General features: G+C 62.4%; 16 protein-coding genes and 1 tRNA gene. 11 read left to right on the top strand and 6 right to left on the bottom strand.

Annotated elements, in window-relative coordinates; translation table 11 throughout:
* Window positions 1–222 precede the first annotated feature (222 nt).
* Together ACSQ3Z_RS13475 and ACSQ3Z_RS13470 are read left to right on the top strand one after the other, a co-directional pair.
* Complete coding sequence (locus tag ACSQ3Z_RS13475; protein WP_436171740.1) at window positions 223–804, top strand: NYN domain-containing protein; 582 nt, start codon at window positions 223–225, stop codon at window positions 802–804.
* Window positions 801–1,472, top strand: a complete 672-nt coding sequence (locus tag ACSQ3Z_RS13470; protein WP_436171739.1) for a uracil-DNA glycosylase — start codon at window positions 801–803, stop codon at window positions 1,470–1,472. The genes ACSQ3Z_RS13475 and ACSQ3Z_RS13470 overlap by 4 nt, the downstream gene beginning before the upstream one ends.
* Window positions 1,473–1,481: 9 nt before the next feature.
* Here the strand turns inward: ACSQ3Z_RS13470 and ACSQ3Z_RS13465 are convergent, their stop codons facing one another.
* From ACSQ3Z_RS13465 to dapA, 3 genes are all read right to left on the bottom strand, one after another.
* Window positions 1,482–2,189 (bottom strand): glycoside hydrolase family 25 protein, encoded by a 708-nt coding sequence (locus ACSQ3Z_RS13465; protein WP_436171738.1) that lies wholly within the window; start codon window positions 2,187–2,189, stop codon window positions 1,482–1,484.
* A gap of 72 nt (window positions 2,190–2,261) precedes the next feature.
* Window positions 2,262–2,741, bottom strand: coding sequence for an SsrA-binding protein SmpB (gene smpB, locus ACSQ3Z_RS13460; protein WP_006202221.1), 480 nt, complete (start codon window positions 2,739–2,741; stop codon window positions 2,262–2,264).
* A 25-nt stretch (window positions 2,742–2,766) separates the two neighbouring features.
* Window positions 2,767–3,648: a 4-hydroxy-tetrahydrodipicolinate synthase gene (gene dapA, locus ACSQ3Z_RS13455; protein ID WP_436171737.1), complete on the bottom strand. Its 882-nt coding sequence runs from the start codon at window positions 3,646–3,648 to the stop codon at window positions 2,767–2,769.
* A 235-nt stretch (window positions 3,649–3,883) separates the two neighbouring features.
* On the opposite strand from dapA, the gene ACSQ3Z_RS13450 reads away from it, so the two are divergent.
* A complete protein-coding gene (locus ACSQ3Z_RS13450; RefSeq protein WP_436171736.1) occupies window positions 3,884–5,926 on the top strand; it encodes a lytic transglycosylase domain-containing protein in 2,043 nt (680 codons plus the stop codon).
* Between the two features lie 167 nt (window positions 5,927–6,093).
* Window positions 6,094–6,993, top strand: a complete 900-nt coding sequence (locus ACSQ3Z_RS13445; RefSeq protein WP_436171735.1) for an alpha/beta fold hydrolase — start codon at window positions 6,094–6,096, stop codon at window positions 6,991–6,993.
* A gap of 58 nt (window positions 6,994–7,051) precedes the next feature.
* Here the strand turns inward: ACSQ3Z_RS13445 and ACSQ3Z_RS13440 are convergent, their stop codons facing one another.
* On the bottom strand, window positions 7,052–8,131 hold the full coding sequence (locus ACSQ3Z_RS13440) for a tyrosine-type recombinase/integrase (protein ID WP_436171734.1): 1,080 nt from the start codon (window positions 8,129–8,131) through the stop codon (window positions 7,052–7,054).
* 239 nt (window positions 8,132–8,370) lie between these two features.
* Window positions 8,371–9,543, bottom strand: coding sequence for a porin (locus ACSQ3Z_RS13435; protein WP_436171733.1), 1,173 nt, complete (start codon window positions 9,541–9,543; stop codon window positions 8,371–8,373).
* 453 nt (window positions 9,544–9,996) lie between these two features.
* Here ACSQ3Z_RS13435 and ACSQ3Z_RS13430 point away from each other — a divergent pair.
* From ACSQ3Z_RS13430 to ACSQ3Z_RS13420, 3 genes are all read left to right on the top strand, one after another.
* Window positions 9,997–10,087 (top strand) — tRNA-Ser (locus ACSQ3Z_RS13430).
* 95 nt (window positions 10,088–10,182) lie between these two features.
* A complete protein-coding gene (locus ACSQ3Z_RS13425) occupies window positions 10,183–10,425 on the top strand; it encodes a GIY-YIG nuclease family protein (protein WP_436171732.1) in 243 nt (80 codons plus the stop codon).
* Between the two features lie 96 nt (window positions 10,426–10,521).
* Window positions 10,522–11,694, top strand: coding sequence for a porin (locus tag ACSQ3Z_RS13420; RefSeq protein WP_436171731.1), 1,173 nt, complete (start codon window positions 10,522–10,524; stop codon window positions 11,692–11,694).
* A 134-nt stretch (window positions 11,695–11,828) separates the two neighbouring features.
* Here the strand turns inward: ACSQ3Z_RS13420 and ACSQ3Z_RS13415 are convergent, their stop codons facing one another.
* Entirely contained in the window at window positions 11,829–13,508 is a 1,680-nt protein-coding gene (locus ACSQ3Z_RS13415) for a tetratricopeptide repeat-containing sulfotransferase family protein (protein WP_436171730.1), read from the bottom strand.
* A 108-nt stretch (window positions 13,509–13,616) separates the two neighbouring features.
* Between ACSQ3Z_RS13415 and ACSQ3Z_RS13410 the strand changes: the two genes are divergently transcribed.
* The 4 genes from ACSQ3Z_RS13410 to ACSQ3Z_RS13395 all read left to right on the top strand — a co-directional run bounded on the left by ACSQ3Z_RS13410 (window position 13,617) and on the right by ACSQ3Z_RS13395 (window position 19,879).
* Entirely contained in the window at window positions 13,617–14,729 is a 1,113-nt protein-coding gene (locus ACSQ3Z_RS13410; protein ID WP_436171729.1) for a pyridoxal phosphate-dependent aminotransferase, read from the top strand.
* Between the two features lie 613 nt (window positions 14,730–15,342).
* Entirely contained in the window at window positions 15,343–16,554 is a 1,212-nt protein-coding gene (locus tag ACSQ3Z_RS13405) for a CAP domain-containing protein (RefSeq protein ID WP_436171728.1), read from the top strand.
* A 152-nt stretch (window positions 16,555–16,706) separates the two neighbouring features.
* Entirely contained in the window at window positions 16,707–18,449 is a 1,743-nt protein-coding gene (locus ACSQ3Z_RS13400; protein WP_436171914.1) for a type I secretion system permease/ATPase, read from the top strand.
* Window positions 18,446–19,879 (top strand): HlyD family type I secretion periplasmic adaptor subunit, encoded by a 1,434-nt coding sequence (locus ACSQ3Z_RS13395; RefSeq protein WP_436171727.1) that lies wholly within the window; start codon window positions 18,446–18,448, stop codon window positions 19,877–19,879. The genes ACSQ3Z_RS13400 and ACSQ3Z_RS13395 overlap by 4 nt, the downstream gene beginning before the upstream one ends.
* The last annotated feature ends 9 nt before the right edge of the window (window positions 19,880–19,888 follow it).

Below are 19,888 nucleotides of genomic sequence, written 5' to 3'. Positions count from 1 at the left end.
GGCCCGGGCGGAGGGCGGATCGGTACCAGAATTCGGGACACGCCTGGCTGCGACGATTGCGCACCGATCACAATTGCTTGCAATGCGGCAACGCAGCTTGGATTGCCGCAAAACTGGCGCTATCTCGGATAAGGAAGGCTATAAGGTCTATTTTTCAGAGACCGGCCGATAGTCACGCACGCATTTAGACGACCGCCTATTTTTCGAAAAGGAAATTTTTCCATGTTCGACCCTCGTGAGAAAATCGCCCTTTTCATCGACGGCGCCAATCTCTACGCCACCTCGCGGGCGCTGGGTTTCGACATCGACTATCGCAAGCTTCTGTCGAGCTTCCAGAAGCGCGGCTATCTGCTGCGCGCCTACTATTACACGGCGCTGGTCGAGGATCAGGAATATTCCTCGATCCGGCCGCTGATCGACTGGCTCGACTATAATGGCTTCAAGGTGGTGACCAAGCCGGCCAAGGAATTCACCGACTCGACCGGCCGCCGCAAGATCAAGGGTAATATGGACATCGAACTGACCGTCGATGCGCTGGAGCTCGCCGATGTCGTCGACCACTACGTTATCTTCTCCGGCGACGGCGATTTCCGCACCCTGGTCGAGGCGCTGCAGCGGCGCGGCCGCAAGGTCTCGATCGTCTCCACCATGGCCTCGCAGCCGCCAATGATCTCCGACGATCTGCGCCGCCAGGCCGATCATTTCATAGACCTGATGACACTGAAGAACGAAGTCGGCCGCGATCCGTCCGAGCGGCCGGTGCGCCGGCCCGAGCCGACCGAAGTCGACGAGGACGATTTTTGACGGCGGCTGCCTTGGTCGCCGCTTCCTCCCCCGAACCCGGCCGCGACTGCCCGCTCTGCCCGCGGCTGCATGATTTCATCGCCGACTGGCGGCAACGCGAGCCGTCCTGGTTCAACGCGCCGGTGCCGACCTTCCTCCCGCCCGAAGGCGAGGATGCCGTCAGGCTTTTGATCGTCGGGCTGGCGCCGGGCCTGCGCGGCGCGAACCGGACGGGGCGACCCTTCACCGGCGACTATGCCGGCGACCTGCTCTACTCGACGCTGATCGCGCACGGTTTTGCGCGCGGCGAGTTCAAGGCGCGGCCGGACGATGGGCTGCAACTCGTTGGCACGGCGATCACCAATGCGGTGCGCTGCGTGCCGCCGGAAAACAAGCCGGTGGGTGCGGAGATCACTACCTGCCGGACATTTCTGGTGCCGACAATCGCGCGCTTTCCCAATTTGCGCGCCGTGCTGGCGCTGGGCTCGATCGCGCATCAGTCGACGGTGCGGGCGCTGGGTGGGCGCGTCGCCGCCTATCCGTTCCGGCATGGCGGGCGGCAGCAGGCGGGCGCCGTCACGCTGTTTTCCAGCTATCACTGCTCGCGCTACAACACCAACACCGGCGTTCTGACCGAGGCGATGTTCGTCAATGTGTTCAGGGAGATAGCGGCGTTCCTGAAGACATAGAGTCCGGAGTCAAGGCGCCGCAAACAATTCGGTCAGCTTCGCCGGCCCGCCCTGCAAGACATTGAGGTCGACATCGCCGTCGATGCCGTCGACACGGCCCCTGTTGTGGTATTGCCAATAGACCCAGTCGTCGCTGCCCGGCTCGAGCAGCAATGAGCGAAGCCAGAGCGGGCGCGCCGCTATCTGCCCGGCATAGGCGGTTGCGGCGTCGTCGGTCAGATAGACGATCGCAGGCTTGCCAAAGGCGGCTTCCACCGGACCGAGGAATGCCAGGAGTTCGGCATTGAGCTGTTCAGGTGATGGCCTTTGCGGGCAATTGCCGCCGAATTCGATGTCCACCACCGGCGGCAGCAGCGGCCCGTCGCGCGGCACCACAGAGATGAAATTTTTCGCCTGGTCGGCGCCAGGCCGACAGAAGGTGAAGAAGTGATAGGCGCCGACGGCAAGACCGGCCGCGCGCGCCTCGCGCAAATTGGCGGCAAAGGCATCATCGACATGGTCACCGCCCTCCGTCGCCTTGATAACGGCAAAGGTGACATCGTCGGCGGCGACGCGCTGCCAGTCGATCTTGCCCTGATGATGTGAGACGTCGATGCCTCTCAGCGGGAATCGGATGCGATCCGGCGAGAAGGTACGGAAATAGGCAAGGCCGCCTGCCGCGACGAGGCCGGCCGCGACCACGATGGCCAGGCTCCAGAGAACAATCCGGTACTTCAAGGCGATCCCCTGTTGGAACTGGCGGCTTGTTCGACCTTTGAAGCCAGACTGTTGGCTTTTTTCAGGCTACCGTCACCCACGCTCCTTCAACAAGCGGCCCTTCTCGCGCGACCAGTCGCGCTGCTTTTCGGTCTCGCGCTTGTCGTGCAGCTTCTTGCCGCGGCCGACGGCGAGCAAAAGCTTGGCGCGGCCCTGGTCGTTGAAATAGATTTTCAGCGGCACCAGCGTCATGCCTTCGCGGTCGACGCTCTGCGACAGCTTCGCCATCTCGCGCTTGTTGAGCAGCAGCTTGCGGCGCCGGCGCGGCTCGTGGTTGAAGCGGTTGGCCTGCAGGTATTCCGGCAGATAGGAATTGATCAGCCAGATCTCGCCGCCTTCGACCGAGGCGTAGCTGTCCTGGATGTTGGCCTGGCCCTGACGCAGCGACTTGACCTCGGTGCCGGTCAGCACCAGACCGGCCTCGATCGTGTCGAGCACCTCATAGGAAAACCGCGCCTTGCGGTTCTCCGCAACGGTCTTGTTGTTGGGATCGGCTTTTCTGACTTGATTCATGATGTGGAGAGGTGGCGCCTCATCCCTAATTTATCAAGCCGGCGTGCTTCATCGCCTGATCGATCTTCTCGGCGGTCGATGCCTCGATCGTCACCAGCGGCGAGCGCACGACGTTTTCGACCTTGCCCAGCTGCGACAGCGCATATTTGGCGCCGCACAGGCCAGGTTCGGTGAAGATCGCCTTGTGCAGCGGCAAGAGACGATCCTGCAACTCAAGCGCCTTGGCGCTGTCGCCGGAAAGGGTAGCTTCCTGGAATTCGGCGCACAACCTCGGGGCGACATTCGACGTCACCGAGATGCAGCCGACGCCGCCATGCGCGTTGAAGCCGAGTGCCGAGGCGTCCTCGCCCGAAAGCTGGATGAACTCCTTGCCGCAGGTGGCGCGCTGCTCGGAAACGCGCTCGACCTTGCCGGTGGCATCCTTGACGCCGACGATGTTCTTGAAGTCGTGTGCCAGCTGGCCCATCGTTTCCGGGCTCATGTCGATCACCGAGCGCGGCGGGATGTTGTAGATGATGATCGGCAGCTTGGTCGCCTTGGCGACGGCAGCGAAATGCGCATAGAGACCGCGCTGCGTCGGCTTGTTGTAATAGGGCGTGACGACGAGAGCCGCGTCAGCACCCGCCTTCTCGGCATATTGCACCAGCCCGACCGCCTCCTCGGTGTTGTTGGAGCCGGCACCGGCGACGACCGGAACGCGCCCGTTGGCGACCTCGATGCACACCTTGACGACCTGGCGATGCTCGTCATGCGACAGCGTCGGCGACTCGCCGGTGGTGCCGACGGGAACCAGCCCGGTTGTGCCTTCGGCGAGCTGCCATTCCACGAACGCGCGAAAGGCTTTCTCGTCGAAACGCCCGCTCTTTTCGAACGGTGTCACGAGCGCGGTCAGCGAGCCTCTCAGCATGTCGTCCAACTCCTTGGGACTTATCGAGTTTTGTCGGTCGGTCTATCGTGCGCGCCTTCTAGCCGAAAGCGAAGCCGCGCACCATAGTCTCGACATTGTTGCGCGGCAAGCATCGCCATGGTGCCAGCGGGCGCAATTCGAACGACCTCGATAGCCTTTCATTCACGTGCTCTTCACGACCTAAGTTTAGGCTTCGAGGCGTCTCAGCCTGCTGGTAATGTGTAAGGACAAGATAATGCCGACCAGGCGGTCTCATCGTTTTGCGCTTCTGGGCGCCACGCTTGCGCTGATCCCGGTTGCGGCGATCGGCGGTGGCGTCGATGTGCAGCTGACCTCGGCGATCCCGATGCCGCGCCTCGATGATCAAAGCGGCCAGGATGCGAGCCCTTCGCCTTCCGCCAGCGTCGCCCTGCTGAAGAGCGGCCTCGACCGGCTGGCGGCCAGCGACATTGCCGGCGCGCGCCAGGTGCGCGAGGCGCTGCCGGCCAATTCGCTCGACCGCCATATCCTTGCCTGGGCGATCGCGCTCTATGGCGGCGACCAGGTGCCGAGCGGTGACATTGCCGACGCCGCCAAGATGCTGCCGAACTGGCCGGGCACGATCGCGCTGCGCAAGAACAGCGAGCGCGCGCTCTATCGCGACAACCCCTCGCCGCAGATCGTGGTGAAGGCATTCGACGGCAGCCAGCCGTTGACACCGGAAGGCGTGATCATCCTTGCCCGCTCCTATGTGGCGCTGGGCAATGCCAAGGCGGCGCGTTCGGTGCTGTCGCCATTCTGGCGCACGGAAAAGCTCGAGGCGAAGGACGAGACAGCGGTCATCAAGGAATTCGGCGCGCTGACCCCGGCCGCCGACCATCGCTTCCGCATGGAGCGCATGTTCTATGCCGACAGGCTCAGCTCGGCGCTGCGCGTTGCCGGCCTCGCCGGCGCCCAGCCACTGGCCGACGCCTGGGCGGCCGTGTCCAAGGGCGACAAGAATGCGGCCAAGCTGCTGAAGGCGGTGCCACCCGAGCAGCGTTCGGCCGGCTATTTCTTCGCGCAGGCCGAATATCTGCGCAAGCAGCAGAAGTTTGCCGACGCCGCGGCGATCGTGATGAAGGCGCCGACCGACCGTGAGGCGCTGGTCGACCCCGATGCCTGGTGGGTCGAGCGCCGGGTGCTGTCGCGCGAACTGGTAGACCAGGGCGACATGAAGACGGCCTACAAGATCGTTGCCGCGCATGCCGCCGAAAGTGCCGCCAGCGCCGCCGAGGCCGAGTTCCATGCCGGCTGGTACGCGCTGCGCGGCCTCAACGATCCCGCCACAGCCGCCACGCATTTCGCACGCATTGCCGACTTGGCGCAGGGGCCGATGTCGCTGTCGCGCGCCTATTACTGGCTGGGCCGCGCGGCAGAGGTCGGCGGCCCCGGCAATGCCAAGGACTATTTCACGCGCGCCGCCTCATACGGCACCACTTTCTACGGCCAGCTCGCCGGCGAGCGTGTGGGCTTGAGGAGCCTCAACATCGTCTATCCGCAGCCGAGTGCGGCCGACCGGAAGAATTTCGCAGCCCGAGAAGCCGTCAGTGCCATCATGCGGCTGCAGGAGGCGGGCTACGACCGCTACGCCGAGACGCTCTACCGCGACCTCGCTGGGCAGCTGACCAGCCCGGGCGAACTGGCGCTGTTGGCGGTACTGGCGGAAAAGCAGGACAACCATTTCATGGCGCTGAAGATCGGCAAGATCGCCGGCGCGCGCGGCATCGATGTCGGGGCGCTGTCGCATCCGCTGGGCGTCATTCCCGACACCGCCAACATTTCCGGCTCGGGCAAGGCGCTGGCCTATGCGATCGCGCGCCAGGAAAGCGAGTTCAATGTCGGCGCCATTTCCAGCGCCGGCGCGCGCGGGCTGCTGCAGTTGATGCCGGGCACCGCCAGGCAATTGGCAAAGAAAGCCGGACTGACGTTTTCGCAGACCCGGCTGACCAGCGATGCCGGCTACAATGCGACGCTGGGCGCGGCCTTCCTCGGCGAGCAGCTCGACCGCTTTGACGGATCCTATGTGCTGACCTTCGCCGGCTACAATGCCGGCCCCAACCGGGCCGCCCAATGGGTGGCGAAATACGGCGACCCGCGCGGCAAGGACGTGGACGCCGTCGTCGACTGGATCGAGCGGATTCCCTATACGGAAACAAGAAGTTACGTGCAGCGCGTGATGGAGAATTACGAGGTCTACAAGATGCGTATTTCAGGGAAGTACGACATCGTGGGAGATCTGGTGAACGGGCGGAGTTGAGGAGCGCGGCGAGTTCATAAAGCCGGATGCCGGCGATCCGTCGCGCTCCCCGCTGTCCCTCCAACATCTCCAAGATTCTCAACCCGCCTACTCCGGCGATTTGACCGCCCCTGCCCTCGCCTGTAGCAGTCGGAAGCGATCCGACAACGGCGGGGAATCGAGTGCATATGCAAGATGACCAAGGTTTCTCCGACTTCTTCTACACCGCGCCGGACGGGCTCAAACTGCATGCCCGCGTTTACGGCGAAACTGACTCTGGACGCTGGCCCGTCGTCTGCCTCCCAGGCCTGACCCGCAATGCGCGCGACTTCCACGAGTTGGCGCTGCATCTGTCGCGGCAGGCGAAGAACCCACGCAGGGTTGTCGCCTTCGACTATCGCGGGCGCGGACAATCCGCCTATGATCCCGACATCAGCCACTATAATGTCGGTGTCGAGGCCGGCGACATCCTCGCGGGCCTGGCGGTCCTCGGCATCGAGAACGCGGCCTTCATCGGCACGTCGCGCGGTGGGCTGATCATCCATGTGCTCGGCGCGATGCGGCCGGCCGTGCTGAAGGCCATCGTGCTCAACGACATCGGCCCGGTGATCGAGGCCGAAGGCCTCGCCCATATCGGCTCCTACCTCGAGCGCGCGCCGAAGCCGAAGAGCTTTGGCGAGGCGCTCGACGCCCAGCGCGGCGCGCATGGTGGCGATTTTCCGGCGCTGACTGAGGCCGACTGGGAACGGATGGTGTCGGCGCTCTATCGGGAGACGGATGCAGGACTGGTGCCGGATTTCGACTCGAAACTGGTCGACACGCTTGCTGGGCTCGATTTCACCAAGCCATTGCCGGATCTATGGCCGCAATTCGAAGCGCTCGCCGCCGTGCCGATGCTCGCCATACGCGGCGGCAACTCGAAGCTGCTGTCAGCCGGGACGCTGGAAGAGATGCGAAAACGCCATCCTTGCATGGAGGCGATCACCGTCGATGGCCAAGGCCATGCGCCTTTCCTGGAGACCGGCGACCTGCCGGACGCCATCGCCGCATTCCTGGATCGGGCCGAACAACAGGTTCAGGCAAAGTAAACCCCAAGACCACATCGGTCTCGGGGTCGCTATTGCAGTATAGGAAAGTTTGGCGGAGCTATTTGGCCTTGGAGCTTTTCCCGGCCGCCTTGGCCGCCTTCGCTGTGCCCGCTTCGCCCTTTTGCCTGGGCCCGGCCGATGTAGGCGTGGTCAGCGGAGACGAGAACGCCGAGCTCTCCGTGCCGCCAGCCGTCCCCTCGCCGCGCGGCGTTTCCAGCACGACGACGCAGCCATCGAGGTCGTTTGTGGCCAGATGCGCGTAGCGCATGGTCATCGACAGCGTCTGGTGGCCGAGCCACATCTGCACGCGCCTGATGTCAATGCCGCCCTGAACGAGACGCGATGCGCAGGTGTGGCGCAATATATGCGGAACCACCTGTTCATCGGCGCCGAGGCCGACCTCGGCCTTCGCATCATTCCAGATGGCACGATATTGCGCCTGGCTGAGCTTGGTGAACGGACCCTTCGGCCGGCGTCCTTCGGTGACCGGAAGCTTGATCACCTCCTTGACACGAGCGGTCATCGGAATGGTGCGGCTACGGCCGGACTTGGTGATCCAGAAAGAGACGCGGTGTTCCTGGATGTCGTTCCAAATCAACCCGAGCGCCTCGCCGAGGCGGCATCCGGTGTCGACGAGGAAGACAGAAAGACGGTAAGCATCCTCGCTGCGGCTCCTGATGGCCGCGAACAGCCTGGCCTCTTCGTCCTTTTCAAGGAAACGAATCCGTCCCGCCCGCTCCTTCTGGCGGCGGAACTCGGGCAGGCTGTGGATATCTCCCATCTTATGAGCCTTGCGCAACAGTTTGCTAAGGGCAGCCATCTTCCGGTTGATGGTTGCGTTGCTGTTGCCGCGCTGGCGCAAGGTACCGATAAGGTTGTCCAGGGTGCTTTGGTCAAAGGCGCTGAAACGTTCCCCAAGGAGGATCTCGTCTATTTCGCCGATGAAAGAGCTGACATTGTATTTATGCCGCCCGTCATCCCAAAGTATGTCTCGATAGGCTGAAAAAAGCTCTCCGACCCTATACGACTTTACTTCTCTTATCTTGTTAAAGCTGTATTTGATCTTTGCGCTTTGAGAAGAAAACATCGAAAAATGATCAGAGGGTGTTTCCTCTTGAATCGCTTCGGTCGTCATCATTCGCTGCAACCCCCGAATGGATAGATCAGCCCTATCCGCTTGGAGGCGCCCTTTCAAGAGTTTTGAATCACGCAGTTGTGATTTCATCCGCCCATCAACGGATCCCACGAAATCGTCCCACGGACTCTATTCAGCTACCGATACCCCCATCCTTTCGTTTGCGTTGACCCAGTCACGAAAACAATCCAGCCCGGGCGTTGATGCGCCCGGGCTGGATTTCACCTGTATAGAACCAGCCCTTAGAACGAGCGCTGGAAGCGGAGCATACCGCCGACGCTGTTGTCGTCGTCAGCATTGGTCCAGTTGGAGAAATCGGCGTTGCCGAAATTGCCTGCATTGAGGTAGTCAATTTCAGCCGTGACCGTGAAGCCGGGGACGACGTCGTAGGCGACGTTGGCTGCGATACCGAGGTTCTCACCTTCGTCATACGAGACCTGGAGGTTGAACGAGGTCTTCTCGTTGATGGTGTAGGTGCCACCGCCCCAGAATGCCCAGTTGCCGTCCCACTGCTTGTAGAAGCCGCGGCCGCCAGCATCGAGGACATAGGTCGGATCCGACAGGTTGTCGTCGGTGCCGTAGCCGCCGATGATGAACAGCGACAGGTTCTGCATCGGGGTGATGTCCAAGCGAACCTTGCCGGCGACTTCTTCGTAGTTGCTGTCATAAGCGATGACGCCGGTGATGGCGCCCCAGCCCTGGGTGTACTTCAGACCGCCGACGACATGCGGAACGTAGCTGTCGATCGTACCCTTGCCGTAGAAACCATCGGTGCCGCCGCCCGAGCCTTCTTCGAGCGAGAGAACGGCTGAGAAGCCGTTGCCGGCATCGAAGTAGTACTGGATGACGTTGGTGTCGAAATCGCCGTAGGGAACCAGCGTATCCTGGATGACGTTGCCGGCGTAGCCGATGAACGTATTGAAGGCCGATTCGTCCTTACCGACGCGCAGGCCACCGAGCTGGATCCAGGCGAAGTTCAGCGAGACGCCCGAGTTGCCAGCAATATTGTCGTCAGTGGTGGTGGTGGCATAGCGGTTGCCGTTGCCGAAATTCCAGCGAGTCTCGGTGAAGGTCTTCAAGGTGCCGAGTTCGGTTTCCTGGCCGGTCCAGGTCTTCAGCGTGAAGCGGGCCTTCTTGCGCCAGGTATCCTGCTCGTCGCCATCCTGCACGTCGAGGGTCGTCGCACCATCGAACGAGCCGACATCGCCAAAGCTGGCGTCATAACGCACATAGCCGCCGATGCGCAGGCAGGTTTCGGTGCCGGGAATGTAGAAGTAGCCCATGCCGTAAACGTCGCAGATCTTGACGTATTCAGCGGGTTCCGGCTCGGCGACGACGACGGCGTCGGCGGCGCGCGCACCGGAAACTGCGATCAGGGCCGCAGCGGAGCCAAGGAGAAGGCTCTTGATGTTCATTTTCTGACCTCCAGTCAAAAGTTAAAAAACGGGTCTGGGTATTCTTTGCTGAAGGACAGCGTTCCCTGCCCCATCCCCACTAACCGAAAAAGATGCGCACCGCGCCGCTCCTTCGAATTCGACATTACCCATGAGGCGGCGGCGTTCAACCACGATCGTACCAGCAAAAGGGCAGTTCGGGCGCTATCCCCCGGCGTTGTTGCACAAATGACACGATTTGGCCTCAGTCCGAAAGCTCTCGTTAACCATCGGGGCTCCCGCGGCCCTTGCAACGCGGCCGAATCCGGCGGCGCGCCGTCGCAATTGCGGCCAAGGCGCCCCGAGTCGCCGGCCAGGGAATTGCCGCAGAATCGCCTTATGACGTACACGGCCGGCGGCCGATGCCGGATTTTTCCGCGATAATGGCGCCAGCTGTTGATTGTGCCGGCGCTTTTCTTTATCCAGCGGCGCAACGGAGAGGTGGCCGAGTGGTCGAAGGCGCTCCCCTGCTAAGGGAGTAGAGGTCAAAAGCTTCTCGTGGGTTCGAATCCCATCCTCTCCGCCACCCTACGCCCTGCGGGCTTCGGGTGGCAGGCCACCCGAAACCGCATTTTGGGCGTAGGAGTGTCGCCCGAAGCTACGAAGTAGCGTAGGGGGACCATGTGGTACGTCTACTTCCTGCAACTCCATAACAGCGATACCTATGTCGGATCGACCAACGACCTTCGACGCCGTTTCGAATCGCATCGATCAGGCAATGTGACTTCGACCAAGGCTCATCTGCCCGTCACCTTGAAGGCCTACATTGCGGTTGAAACCGAGGCCAACGCCCGGCAACTCGAGCGATATTTCAAGACAGGCTCGGGCAAGGCCTTCGCTAGCAAGCGCTTTTGGCTCCCCTGATGGTCCCAAGATTATCTATTTGAAATAAAAAGAGAAACAGCACAACGAGTAGCTTTTCGTCGACCTCCGCCTTCGATTCTGACTGGAGGTCAGAAAATGAACATCAAGAGCCTTCTCCTTGGCTCCGCTGCGGCCCTGATCGCAGTTTCCGGTGCGCGCGCCGCCGACGCCGTCGTCGTCGCCGAGCCGGAACCGGCTGAATACGTCAAGATCTGCGACGTCTACGGCTCGGGCTACTTCTACATTCCCGGCACCGAAACCTGCCTGCGCATCGGCGGCTTTGTCCGCTACGACATCGGCGTCGGCGACGTCGGCTCGTTCGATGGCTCCCGCGCCATCGATCAGATGAACGGGAAGGATCAGGGTACGTGGTACAAGAACACCCGCTTCACGCTGAAGACCTGGACCGGCCAGGAAACCGAGCTCGGCACCTTGAAGACCTACACCGAGACCCGCTTCAACTTCGGCAACTCCAATGGCTATGGCGATGAATTCGGCAATGACGCTGTCAACAAAGGCGTCACGCTGAACTTCGCCTGGATCCAGCTCGGTGGCCTGCGCGTCGGCAAGGACGAATCGGCCTTCGATACGTTCATCGGCTATGCCGGCAACGTGATCCAGGATACGCTGGTCCCGTACGGCGGCTTCGATACCAACGTCGTCCAGTACTACTTCGATGCCGGCAACGGCTTCTCAGCCGTGGTTTCGCTCGAAGAAGGCTCCGGCGATGCTGGTGCTGCTGTCCTCGATGGGGCTGGCAATTATTTCTTCAATGCCACTTCCGGCAATGACACCATCGACAGCTACGTGCCGCATGTCGTCGGCGGCGTGAAGTACACGCAGGGCTGGGGTGATATCATCGCCGTCGGCGCCTATGACAGCACTTGGGAAGAGTGGGCCGGCAAGGTTCGCCTCGATGTGAACGCGACCAACGAACTGTCGCTGTTCATCATGGCCGGCTACGGAACGGACGACAACATCGACCGCAACTTCTACAAGCAGTGGGGCGGCAACTGGGCGGTGTGGGGCGGCGGCACCTACAAGTTCAACGAGAAGACCTCGTTCAACCTCCAGGCCTCTGCTGACGACGACAAGAACTATGGCGTAGCGGCGAACGTCGCCTACGACATCGTTCCCGGCCTGACGGTCACGGCCGAAGTCGACTACGACCACGACGGCAAGTTTGGCGACGTTGACAATCGCAACTGGACCAATGGGGACAAGAAGAACAGCGTCGGCGGCCTCCTCCGCTTCCAGCGCTCGTTCTAATAGGCTCCGGCTGAATGAAGCTAAACCCGGCGGGCAACCGCCGGGTTTTTTGTTGGGCACCGTGTTCTTTGAGGACGACGGGCTCCGCTCAAGAATTTCGCAGGTAACGGCGAAACAGCGACGGGCCCTCACGCTCAAATGTCGGCCAGATCTCCCAAAGCGTCGATCAGCGGCTGGATCTCGCTTTCGTAATTCGCCCACCGCTTGACGGACGACGTATAGATCGGCTGGCGAACCTGCCAATTGCTATAGGTGTTTACGGAGCCGCCCCTGTCAAAAAAGCGCAAGCAGGTATCGTCCCAGGGTAGTCCGAGATAATCTATGAGACAGCGCGACTGCTTCTCTTGATTTTCAATCAACGTCTCGTACCGGTTTTCGAAGATACGGCCCGGGAAAATCTTGTCCCAATGCCGCATCAGACGATCATACTCCCTGTAGTAAAGCCCCAGTGTCTCCAGATCGGCGCTGTAGCTATGCGCATCACTGAATTGCAGGACAAAGCAAGAGATACAATTGTCAATGGCGTCGCGGCGACAATGAATGATGCGCGCGTTGGGGAAAAGGATGCCAATCAGGCCGACCAGCTCGAAATTGTGAGGCATCTTGTCGACAATTCGAAGCGCATCAGGGGCCCGCTCGCGCAGATAGCCAACATGCTCCGCAGCCAGCGCCCTGGACAGCTGTGGGGTCATCGATGCGATCGCCTCACCCGGGCTTATGTCGGATCCATACCTAAGATCGAGCCCATTCGATATGCGTCTAAGCTTTGTTAACTCGCCAGCGCCATGAACATTGGGATGGCTGGCGCAGATCTGCTCAGTCAGTGTTGTGCCCGAGCGAGGCATCCCGACTACGAACACGGGCACCTCGGAGACATTGCCAGAAGCAGTCCTTGAAGCCACCAAATCCGGTGTAAAGGTTTCGATCAGGGCGTCGACCCAACGACGGTAGGATTGCAGATCGAAGCTGTTGCCGCCGGCTTGATTTCCTTTTTTGAAGTGCTCCATCGCCTCCTTGTAGCGACCGAGGTCGTTGAGCAGCTTTCCGGCCGCGTGATGGAGCGCCGTCGCTCCCTGGGATCCGTGGTCAGGGTCTTGAAGCTCCGTCAGGATCGCCGCGAGTTCTGGTGGCTCTTCAGTGAATTTGTGCGTGCGTACAAGTCTATTGTAGGCAGCAGGTACCGCGATGCGCCGATCTATTGCCTCTTTGAGATGAACGGCGGCTTCGTCCATGCGGCCGAGGCTTGCCAGCGCACGAGGCAGCCCCAACCGGGCCATGGGATGATTTCGGTCGACCCTGAGCGCCTTCTCAAAGAGCGGCAGCGCCATTTCCCCCTTGTCAAACGAATTGTATGCATCGCCCAAGGCGCAAAGCGCTTCCACCAGATCCGGCTTCAATGCCAGTGCGTGCTGAATGTGTTTGATCGCCGGTGTAAACTCGCTGAGCCTCAAATAGGCTTGACCGAGGCTTAGGTGGTAGTAGGGATTTAGAGGCTCCTGCGCGATCGCCCGACCAAAATACCGCAGGACCTTTTCGTCGTCGTACCCGATCCCCAGCGTCCCCAGTATATAAAGGGCCAGCGGATGTTCGGGCGTTCTCGCCAGAACGCGATGACAGAGCTCTTCCGCCTCAGGCAATCGATTCTCTTGCTGGAACTCGAGCGCCTGCCTCAACATCACATCGTTGGCCTGAGCGCGAGACGGAGCCGCCTTTGCGGGCTGAGGTTTCGGTTGCCCAACCTTCGGCGGTGCGCCCTTCGGCGCTGCTTGGGTTTTAAGGTGCTTGGCCCAAGCGGGCGGCAATCGGTTGCTCATTCTATTTCGCTAGCAAAACGGATCGGCGAAATCCAGTGCGACATTGTCATCTTGCGCCCAACATGCCTCCACGCTAGCAAGAAGACCGTTTTTCGAGCGAGCCTTACTATGCGCCAGCGCCCTGCCCTCACGCCGCTTGTCGGCGCGCTTCCCTCGACAGTGCCGTTTGTCGGCCCGGAGGCGCAGGAGCGCGAGCGTGGCCGTGCCTTTCGCGCTCGTATCGGCGCCAATGAGAGCAGCTTTGGCCCCTCGCCGCGGGTGATCGAGCGCATGGCCGGGATTGCCCGCGACATGTGGATGTACTGCGACCCCGACAATTTCGACCTGAAGCAGGCGGTGGCTCGACATCTCGGTGTCGGTGCCGAGAACGTGGTGGTCGGGGAAGGCATAGACGGGCTGCTCAGCCTGGTGGCGCGCATGTACGCCGCGCTCGGCGACGCCGTGGTCACCTCGCTCGGCGCCTATCCGACGTTCAACTTCCACATCGCCGGTGTCGGCGGCCGGCTGGTCACAGTGCCTTACGCGGACGACAGGGAAAGCCTGGACGGACTGCTCGCGGCGGTCGTCAGGGACAAGGCGCCGCTGGTCTATCTCTCCAATCCGGACAATCCGATGGGCAGTTGGTGGGATGCGGCCGAGATCACCCGCTTCATCGAGGCGCTGCCCGAAACCACCATGCTGGTGCTCGACGAGGCCTATGGTGAGCTTGGGCCGGCCTCGGCACTGCCGCCGATCGATGTCTCCAGGCCAAACGTCATTCGCATGCGCACCTTTTCGAAGGCCTACGGGCTTGCCGGCATACGCTGCGGCTATGCGGTGGCGGAGGCCCAGGTGATCCGCGACTTCGAGAAGATCCGCAACCATTATGGCGTCAGCCGCATGGCGCAGATCGCCGGCGTCGAGGCGCTCGCCGACCAAGCCTATCTGGAAACCGTGGTGACACGCGTCGCAGCCGGCCGCCAGCGCATCGCTGAAATTGCCGAGGCGAACGGGCTGAAGCCGCTGCTTTCGGCGACTAATTTCGTCACCATCGACTGCGGCAGCGATGGCGCCTTCGCGCTGAAGGTGCTGCAGGGGCTCTTGGCACGCGACGTGTTCATCCGCAAACCGATGGTGCCGCGGCTCGACCGCTGCATAAGGGTCAGCGTCGGGCTCGACCACGAGCTCGACATTTTCGCCGAAGAACTGCCGGGCGCATTGGCGGCGGCGCGAGGGATTTAGTCAGTTCCCGTTCGCGCAGCCGGCGCGCGCTCGTTTCGCATTGCATCGAATCGGTCGCCCTTCGGCACGCCTGCCCTCCTTGATCGATGCTGGGCTCAGAATTCCTAGTTCAGGCCAAAGCGAACCGTGCGAAACCTAACATCCGCTTCGAAGCCGTCTCGCCGGTGCAGAAGTGGCCCTTGCCAGGTCGCCATATCCCCCTCGAACGACCAGTTCTTGTCGAGGCTCACCTCTCAATCGAGTACCGGAACTCCTTCTGCTTCCGAGCGTTCGGGCATCGCCCGCGCGGGAGATATACTAGCGAATTCCGGTTCTTAAGGGTCCTTGCACGAACCAGAACCCGGAAAATATAGAGCCCTCTAAATGGTGCCATCACCCGAGCAGATGCATCACTTGTTCAATGCATCAGAAGAACTTGAGATCTCAGCTAAAATCTGATCCTGCACCCTGATTTCAGCCTTGTTAAGCGATCCGGGCAATAGCGCACACGATATATGTGCATATGTTCTAATTTGTTTACTTTAGCGCCGAATCATAAACACATATGCTGTCGAAGGACGGATGACGGGAAGCACAGGGGGCTCAATACCAATCAGAACCACGGGGATACCAAATGCCGCAGCACAGTGCCAACGAGCAGTATTTGCTCGAACTCATCAATGCCGAGCGTGCCAAGACAGGTGCCCAGCCTCTGGCCTTCGACAACGACCTCAGCGAAGCCGCCGAAGGTCACGACCGGTGGATGCTGGCAACCGACATCTTTTCGCATACCGGTTCCGGCGGTTCGTCGCCGACGACGCGCATGAAGGCTGCAGGCTATGTCCTGACCGGATCGTGGGCGACCGGCGAGAACATCGCCTGGGCAACGACCCGCGCCCCGACCGGCTATGTCGACGAGGTCAAGCTCCTCCACACCAACCTGATGAATTCCTCGGGACACCGGGCGAACATCCTCAATCCCAACTTCCGTGAAGTCGGCCTTGGCTTCGAGGTCGGCGACTACAAGGGCCGCAGCAGCGCCTTCGTCACCGAGGACTTCGCCAAGAGCGGTACCGACCTGTTCCTGATCGGCGTCACCTTCGACGACAAGGATGGCGATCGTTTCTACGATCCGGGCGAAGGGCTCGGCGCCATCACGGTGACGGCCAAGAATTCCGCCGGCCAGACCTTCAAGACCACGACATCGGCTGCCGGCGGCTACGATCTGGTGCTGAAGCCTGGCACCTACACGGTGACTTTCTCGGGCGCGAACATCGCCACCTCGACGCAGACGGCGACGATCGGCACCAAGAACGTCAAACGCGACCTGATCGATCCGACGATGAAGTCGGGCACGCTTGCCGCGACCGCCTCGGCCGACGATGCCAGTTCCGACACCAGCCACACGCAGCCGGCGGCGTCGGCTGCTCCCACCACCGTGGCGGATGCGGGGAGCTACACTGCCGGCAACACCACCAAAAGCTGGCTCGCCGACTTCTTCAAGACCCATTCGGCGGCGAAGCAAGGCACCCTCAGCCCCAATGAGACTGCTGGCGGCGCGACCGATCAGGACACATCACATACGGCCGTGCTTGGCAGCGACCATTTGCAGTTCCGCCAGACAATAGCCTCGCCCACCAATGCAGAGGATGTCTCCGATCTGCTCGATGGCGGCGGCCCCTTCCATCTGGCGATAGATCGCGCGGTGGCGGCGTTGCAGGCGCATGTCCCGGCTGACGGCCACATCGTTGCCGATGCGGGCGATGCGGCGCATGCCGCGGTGGCCAAGATCCTGGCTCAGATAGCAGCTCAATCGGACCATCAGAGCGCAGACCTCGTGGGTTGACCGCGAGCTGCAAGACTTCCTGCGGTCCGTGCTTCAGGCGCGGGCCGCCGTGAAATTGAAGGAGATTTGACGCCCTAGCCATTCTGACGGCGTCAGCGTTCGGATTTCGAAGCCGCCAGAGCCGATAGCCGGGCATAGTTGAGGTAAAGATACTGCTTCATCCGTTTTCGCCAGACCCGAACCGCAAGGCTCGCTCCGAGCTGCGGGAGGCTCTTGCCTCTTTTCGCCGCGCCTATGTTGCCGTTGCCGGCTTCAGCGGCCTGATCAACATCCTGATGCTTTCCGGCTCGCTGTTCATGCTGCAGGTCTATGACCGCGTGCTGCCCAGCCGCAGCGTGCCGACGCTGGTGGCGCTGATCATCCTGGTGGCCGTGCTCTACGTCTTTCAGGGTATTCTCGAGGCGGTGCGGGCTCGGGTGCTGACGCGTATAGGAGCCGGCATCGAGGAAACCATCTCCGGCCGCGTCTTCGGCTGCGTGGTACGCCTGCCGCTGCGCACGCGCGACCGCGGCGAAGGGCTGCAGGCGCTGCGCGATCTCGACCAGGTCAGCGGCTTCCTCTCCGGCCCCGGCCCCGCCGCCCTGTTCGACCTGCCGTGGATGCCGCTCTATGTGGCGATCTGTTTCCTCTTCCACCCATGGATTGGTGTCGCAGCGCTTATCGGTGCCCTTCTGCTGGTGTCGCTGACGGTGCTGACCGATCGTCTGGTCCGCGGCCCGACCAAGGCAATGTCGGGGTTCAGCACCAGCCGCAGCGCGATCGCGCAGTCGAGCACCCGCAACGCCGAGGTGCTGGCCGCGATGGGAATGGGCGAGAGGTTGGCCGGCCGCTGGAGCCGGGCCAATGCCGGTTTTCGCGAGGCACAGGAGCGGGCCAGCGACCTGACAGGCGGGCTGGGCGCGGTGTCACGCATCCTGCGCATGATGCTGCAATCGATGGTGCTGGCGCTCGGCGCCTATCTGGTGATCCACCAGCAGGCGACCCCTGGGATCATCATTGCCAGCTCGATCCTTACGTCACGCGCGCTGGCGCCCATCGAGCTTGTCATTGCGCATTGGAAGGGCTTCCTCAACGCCCGCCAAAGCTGGCGGCGCCTGGACGATCTGTTTGCAGCGCTCCCGGCATTGGAGAGCGGGATGGAGCTGCCTGCCCCGACTGCCGAGCTCTCGGTCGAGACCATCAGCGTCGTGGCCCCCGGCGACCGGCGCCTGGTGGTGCAGGACGTCGAATTCTCGCTGCGCGCCGGATCGGGGGTTGGCGTGATCGGGCCCAGCGGCTCCGGGAAATCCTCGCTGGCGCGCGCGCTGGTCGGCGTGTGGCCGGTGATGCGCGGCAAGGTCCGGCTCGACGGTGCGGCCCTCGAGCAATGGCCGGCGCGCTTGCTCGGCCGCCATATCGGCTACCTGCCCCAGGACGTCGAACTGTTCGCCGGCACGGTCGGCCAGAACATTGCGCGCTTCGACGACGATGCCGTGCCGGAGACGATCATCGCGGCGGCGCGGGCCGCCGGTGTGCATGAAATGATCCTGCGCCTGCCCGAGGGCTATCAGACGGAAATCGGCGAAAGCGGCGCCGCACTTTCGGCCGGCCAGCGCCAGCGTGTGGCATTGGCGCGCGCGCTGTTCGGCGATCCGTTCCTGGTCGTGCTCGACGAACCCAATTCCAACCTCGATGCCGCCGGCGACCAGGCGCTGACGCAAGCCATCGAAGGCGTCAAGGCGCGCGGCGGCATCGCCATCGTGGTGGCGCACCGGCCGAGCGCGCTTGCCGCACTGGACCATCTGCTGGTGCTCGGCGGCGGCAGGCAGCAGGCCTTTGGCCCGAAGAGCGAGATAGCGCGGCAGGTGCTGCAGCCCGCAGCCGTGCCGCTGCATGCGGTGGGAACGGCGGGATGAAGATGGCGCTTGCAGCACCCGATTTTGCGACGGCGGGCCTGCGTTCCGCCAGGGACGTGGCGTTGCGTGCAAGGTCGATGGCGCTTGCCTTTCTCGACAAGGGAGCAAAGCCGGCCGAGGCCGCATCGCCGCAACAACAGCGGTTGCGGCGCGCCATTGACCGCAATGTGAGGCTGGGCGGCATCACTGCCCTTGTGCTGGTCGGCGGGCTCGGCCTTTGGGCAGTGACAAGCAATCTCTCCGGCGCCGTGGTCGCGGCCGGCCATCTGGTCGTCGATTCCAACGTCAAATCCGTCCAGCATCCGCAAGGCGGCGTGGTCGGCGCGCTGAATGTGAAGAATGGCAGCATGGTCGCGGCCGGCGACGTGCTGGTGCGGCTCGACGACACCGTGGCGCGTGCCAATCTGGCCATCGTCGACAACGGTCTCAACGAGTTGTCGACCCGCCGCGCGAGGCTGATAGCCGAACGCGACGGCGCCACGGCCGTCGCCTATCCCGACCAGCTCGCGGCGCGCGCGGCCGACCCCAAGATCGCCGAACTGATCGACGGCGAGACCAAGCTGTTTGCCTTGCGGCGCCAGGCACGCGACGGCCAGGTCTCGCAATTGCGCGAGCGCATCGTCCAATTCCGGCAGGAGATCGCCGGTATCGAAGCCCAGCAGAGGAGCAAGCAGCAGGAAATCGCGCTCACCAAGGTCGAACTGGCGGGCATGCGGGACCTGTGGAAGAAGAAGCTGGTGCCGATTTCGCGGCTGGCCGAACGCGAGCGCGCCCAGGCACGGCTCGACGGCGAGGATGGCCAGCTGACCGCCGCGGCCGCGCAGACGCGCGGACGCATCAGCGAGACGGAACTGGCGATCATCCAGATCGACCAGGACATGCGCAGCGAGGTGGCAAGCGAGCTGCGCGAGATAGACGCCAAGGCGAGCGAGTTGCGCGAGCGCCAGATCGCGGCCCAGCAATCGCTGAAGCAGATCGACATCCGCGCACCGCAATCCGGCCGTGTGCATCAGCTGGCGATCCATACGGTCGGCGGCGTCATCTCGCCTGGCGAAGCGATCATGCAGATCGTGCCGACGGCCGACGCGCTGGTGGTCGAGGCGCGTGTCGCCCCTCAGGACATCGACCAACTGCGCATCGGACAGCCGGCGACGCTTCGCCTTTCGGCATTCAGCCAGCAGACGACGCCGGAGGTCGAAGGCGAGGTGGACCGCATCTCTCCCGATCTCATCGAAGACCAGAAGGCCGGCATCTCCTACTATGCCGTGCGCATCGTGCTGTCGGCCAGGAGCCTCCAAGAGGCAGGCCCGCTGGAGCTGAAGCCGGGCATGCCGACCGAGGTTTTTCTCAGGACCACCGACCGCACGGTGCTTTCCTATCTGCTTAAGCCGTTGACCGATCAGGCCAGCCGCGCGTTTCGCGGCGACTAAGGAGCGGTT

Origin of the sequence: Mesorhizobium sp. LjNodule214 (assembly GCF_964252735.1) — a bacterium.
GTDB lineage: Bacteria > Pseudomonadota > Alphaproteobacteria > Rhizobiales > Rhizobiaceae > Mesorhizobium.
This window is presented reverse-complemented; position numbering and strand designations above follow the sequence as displayed.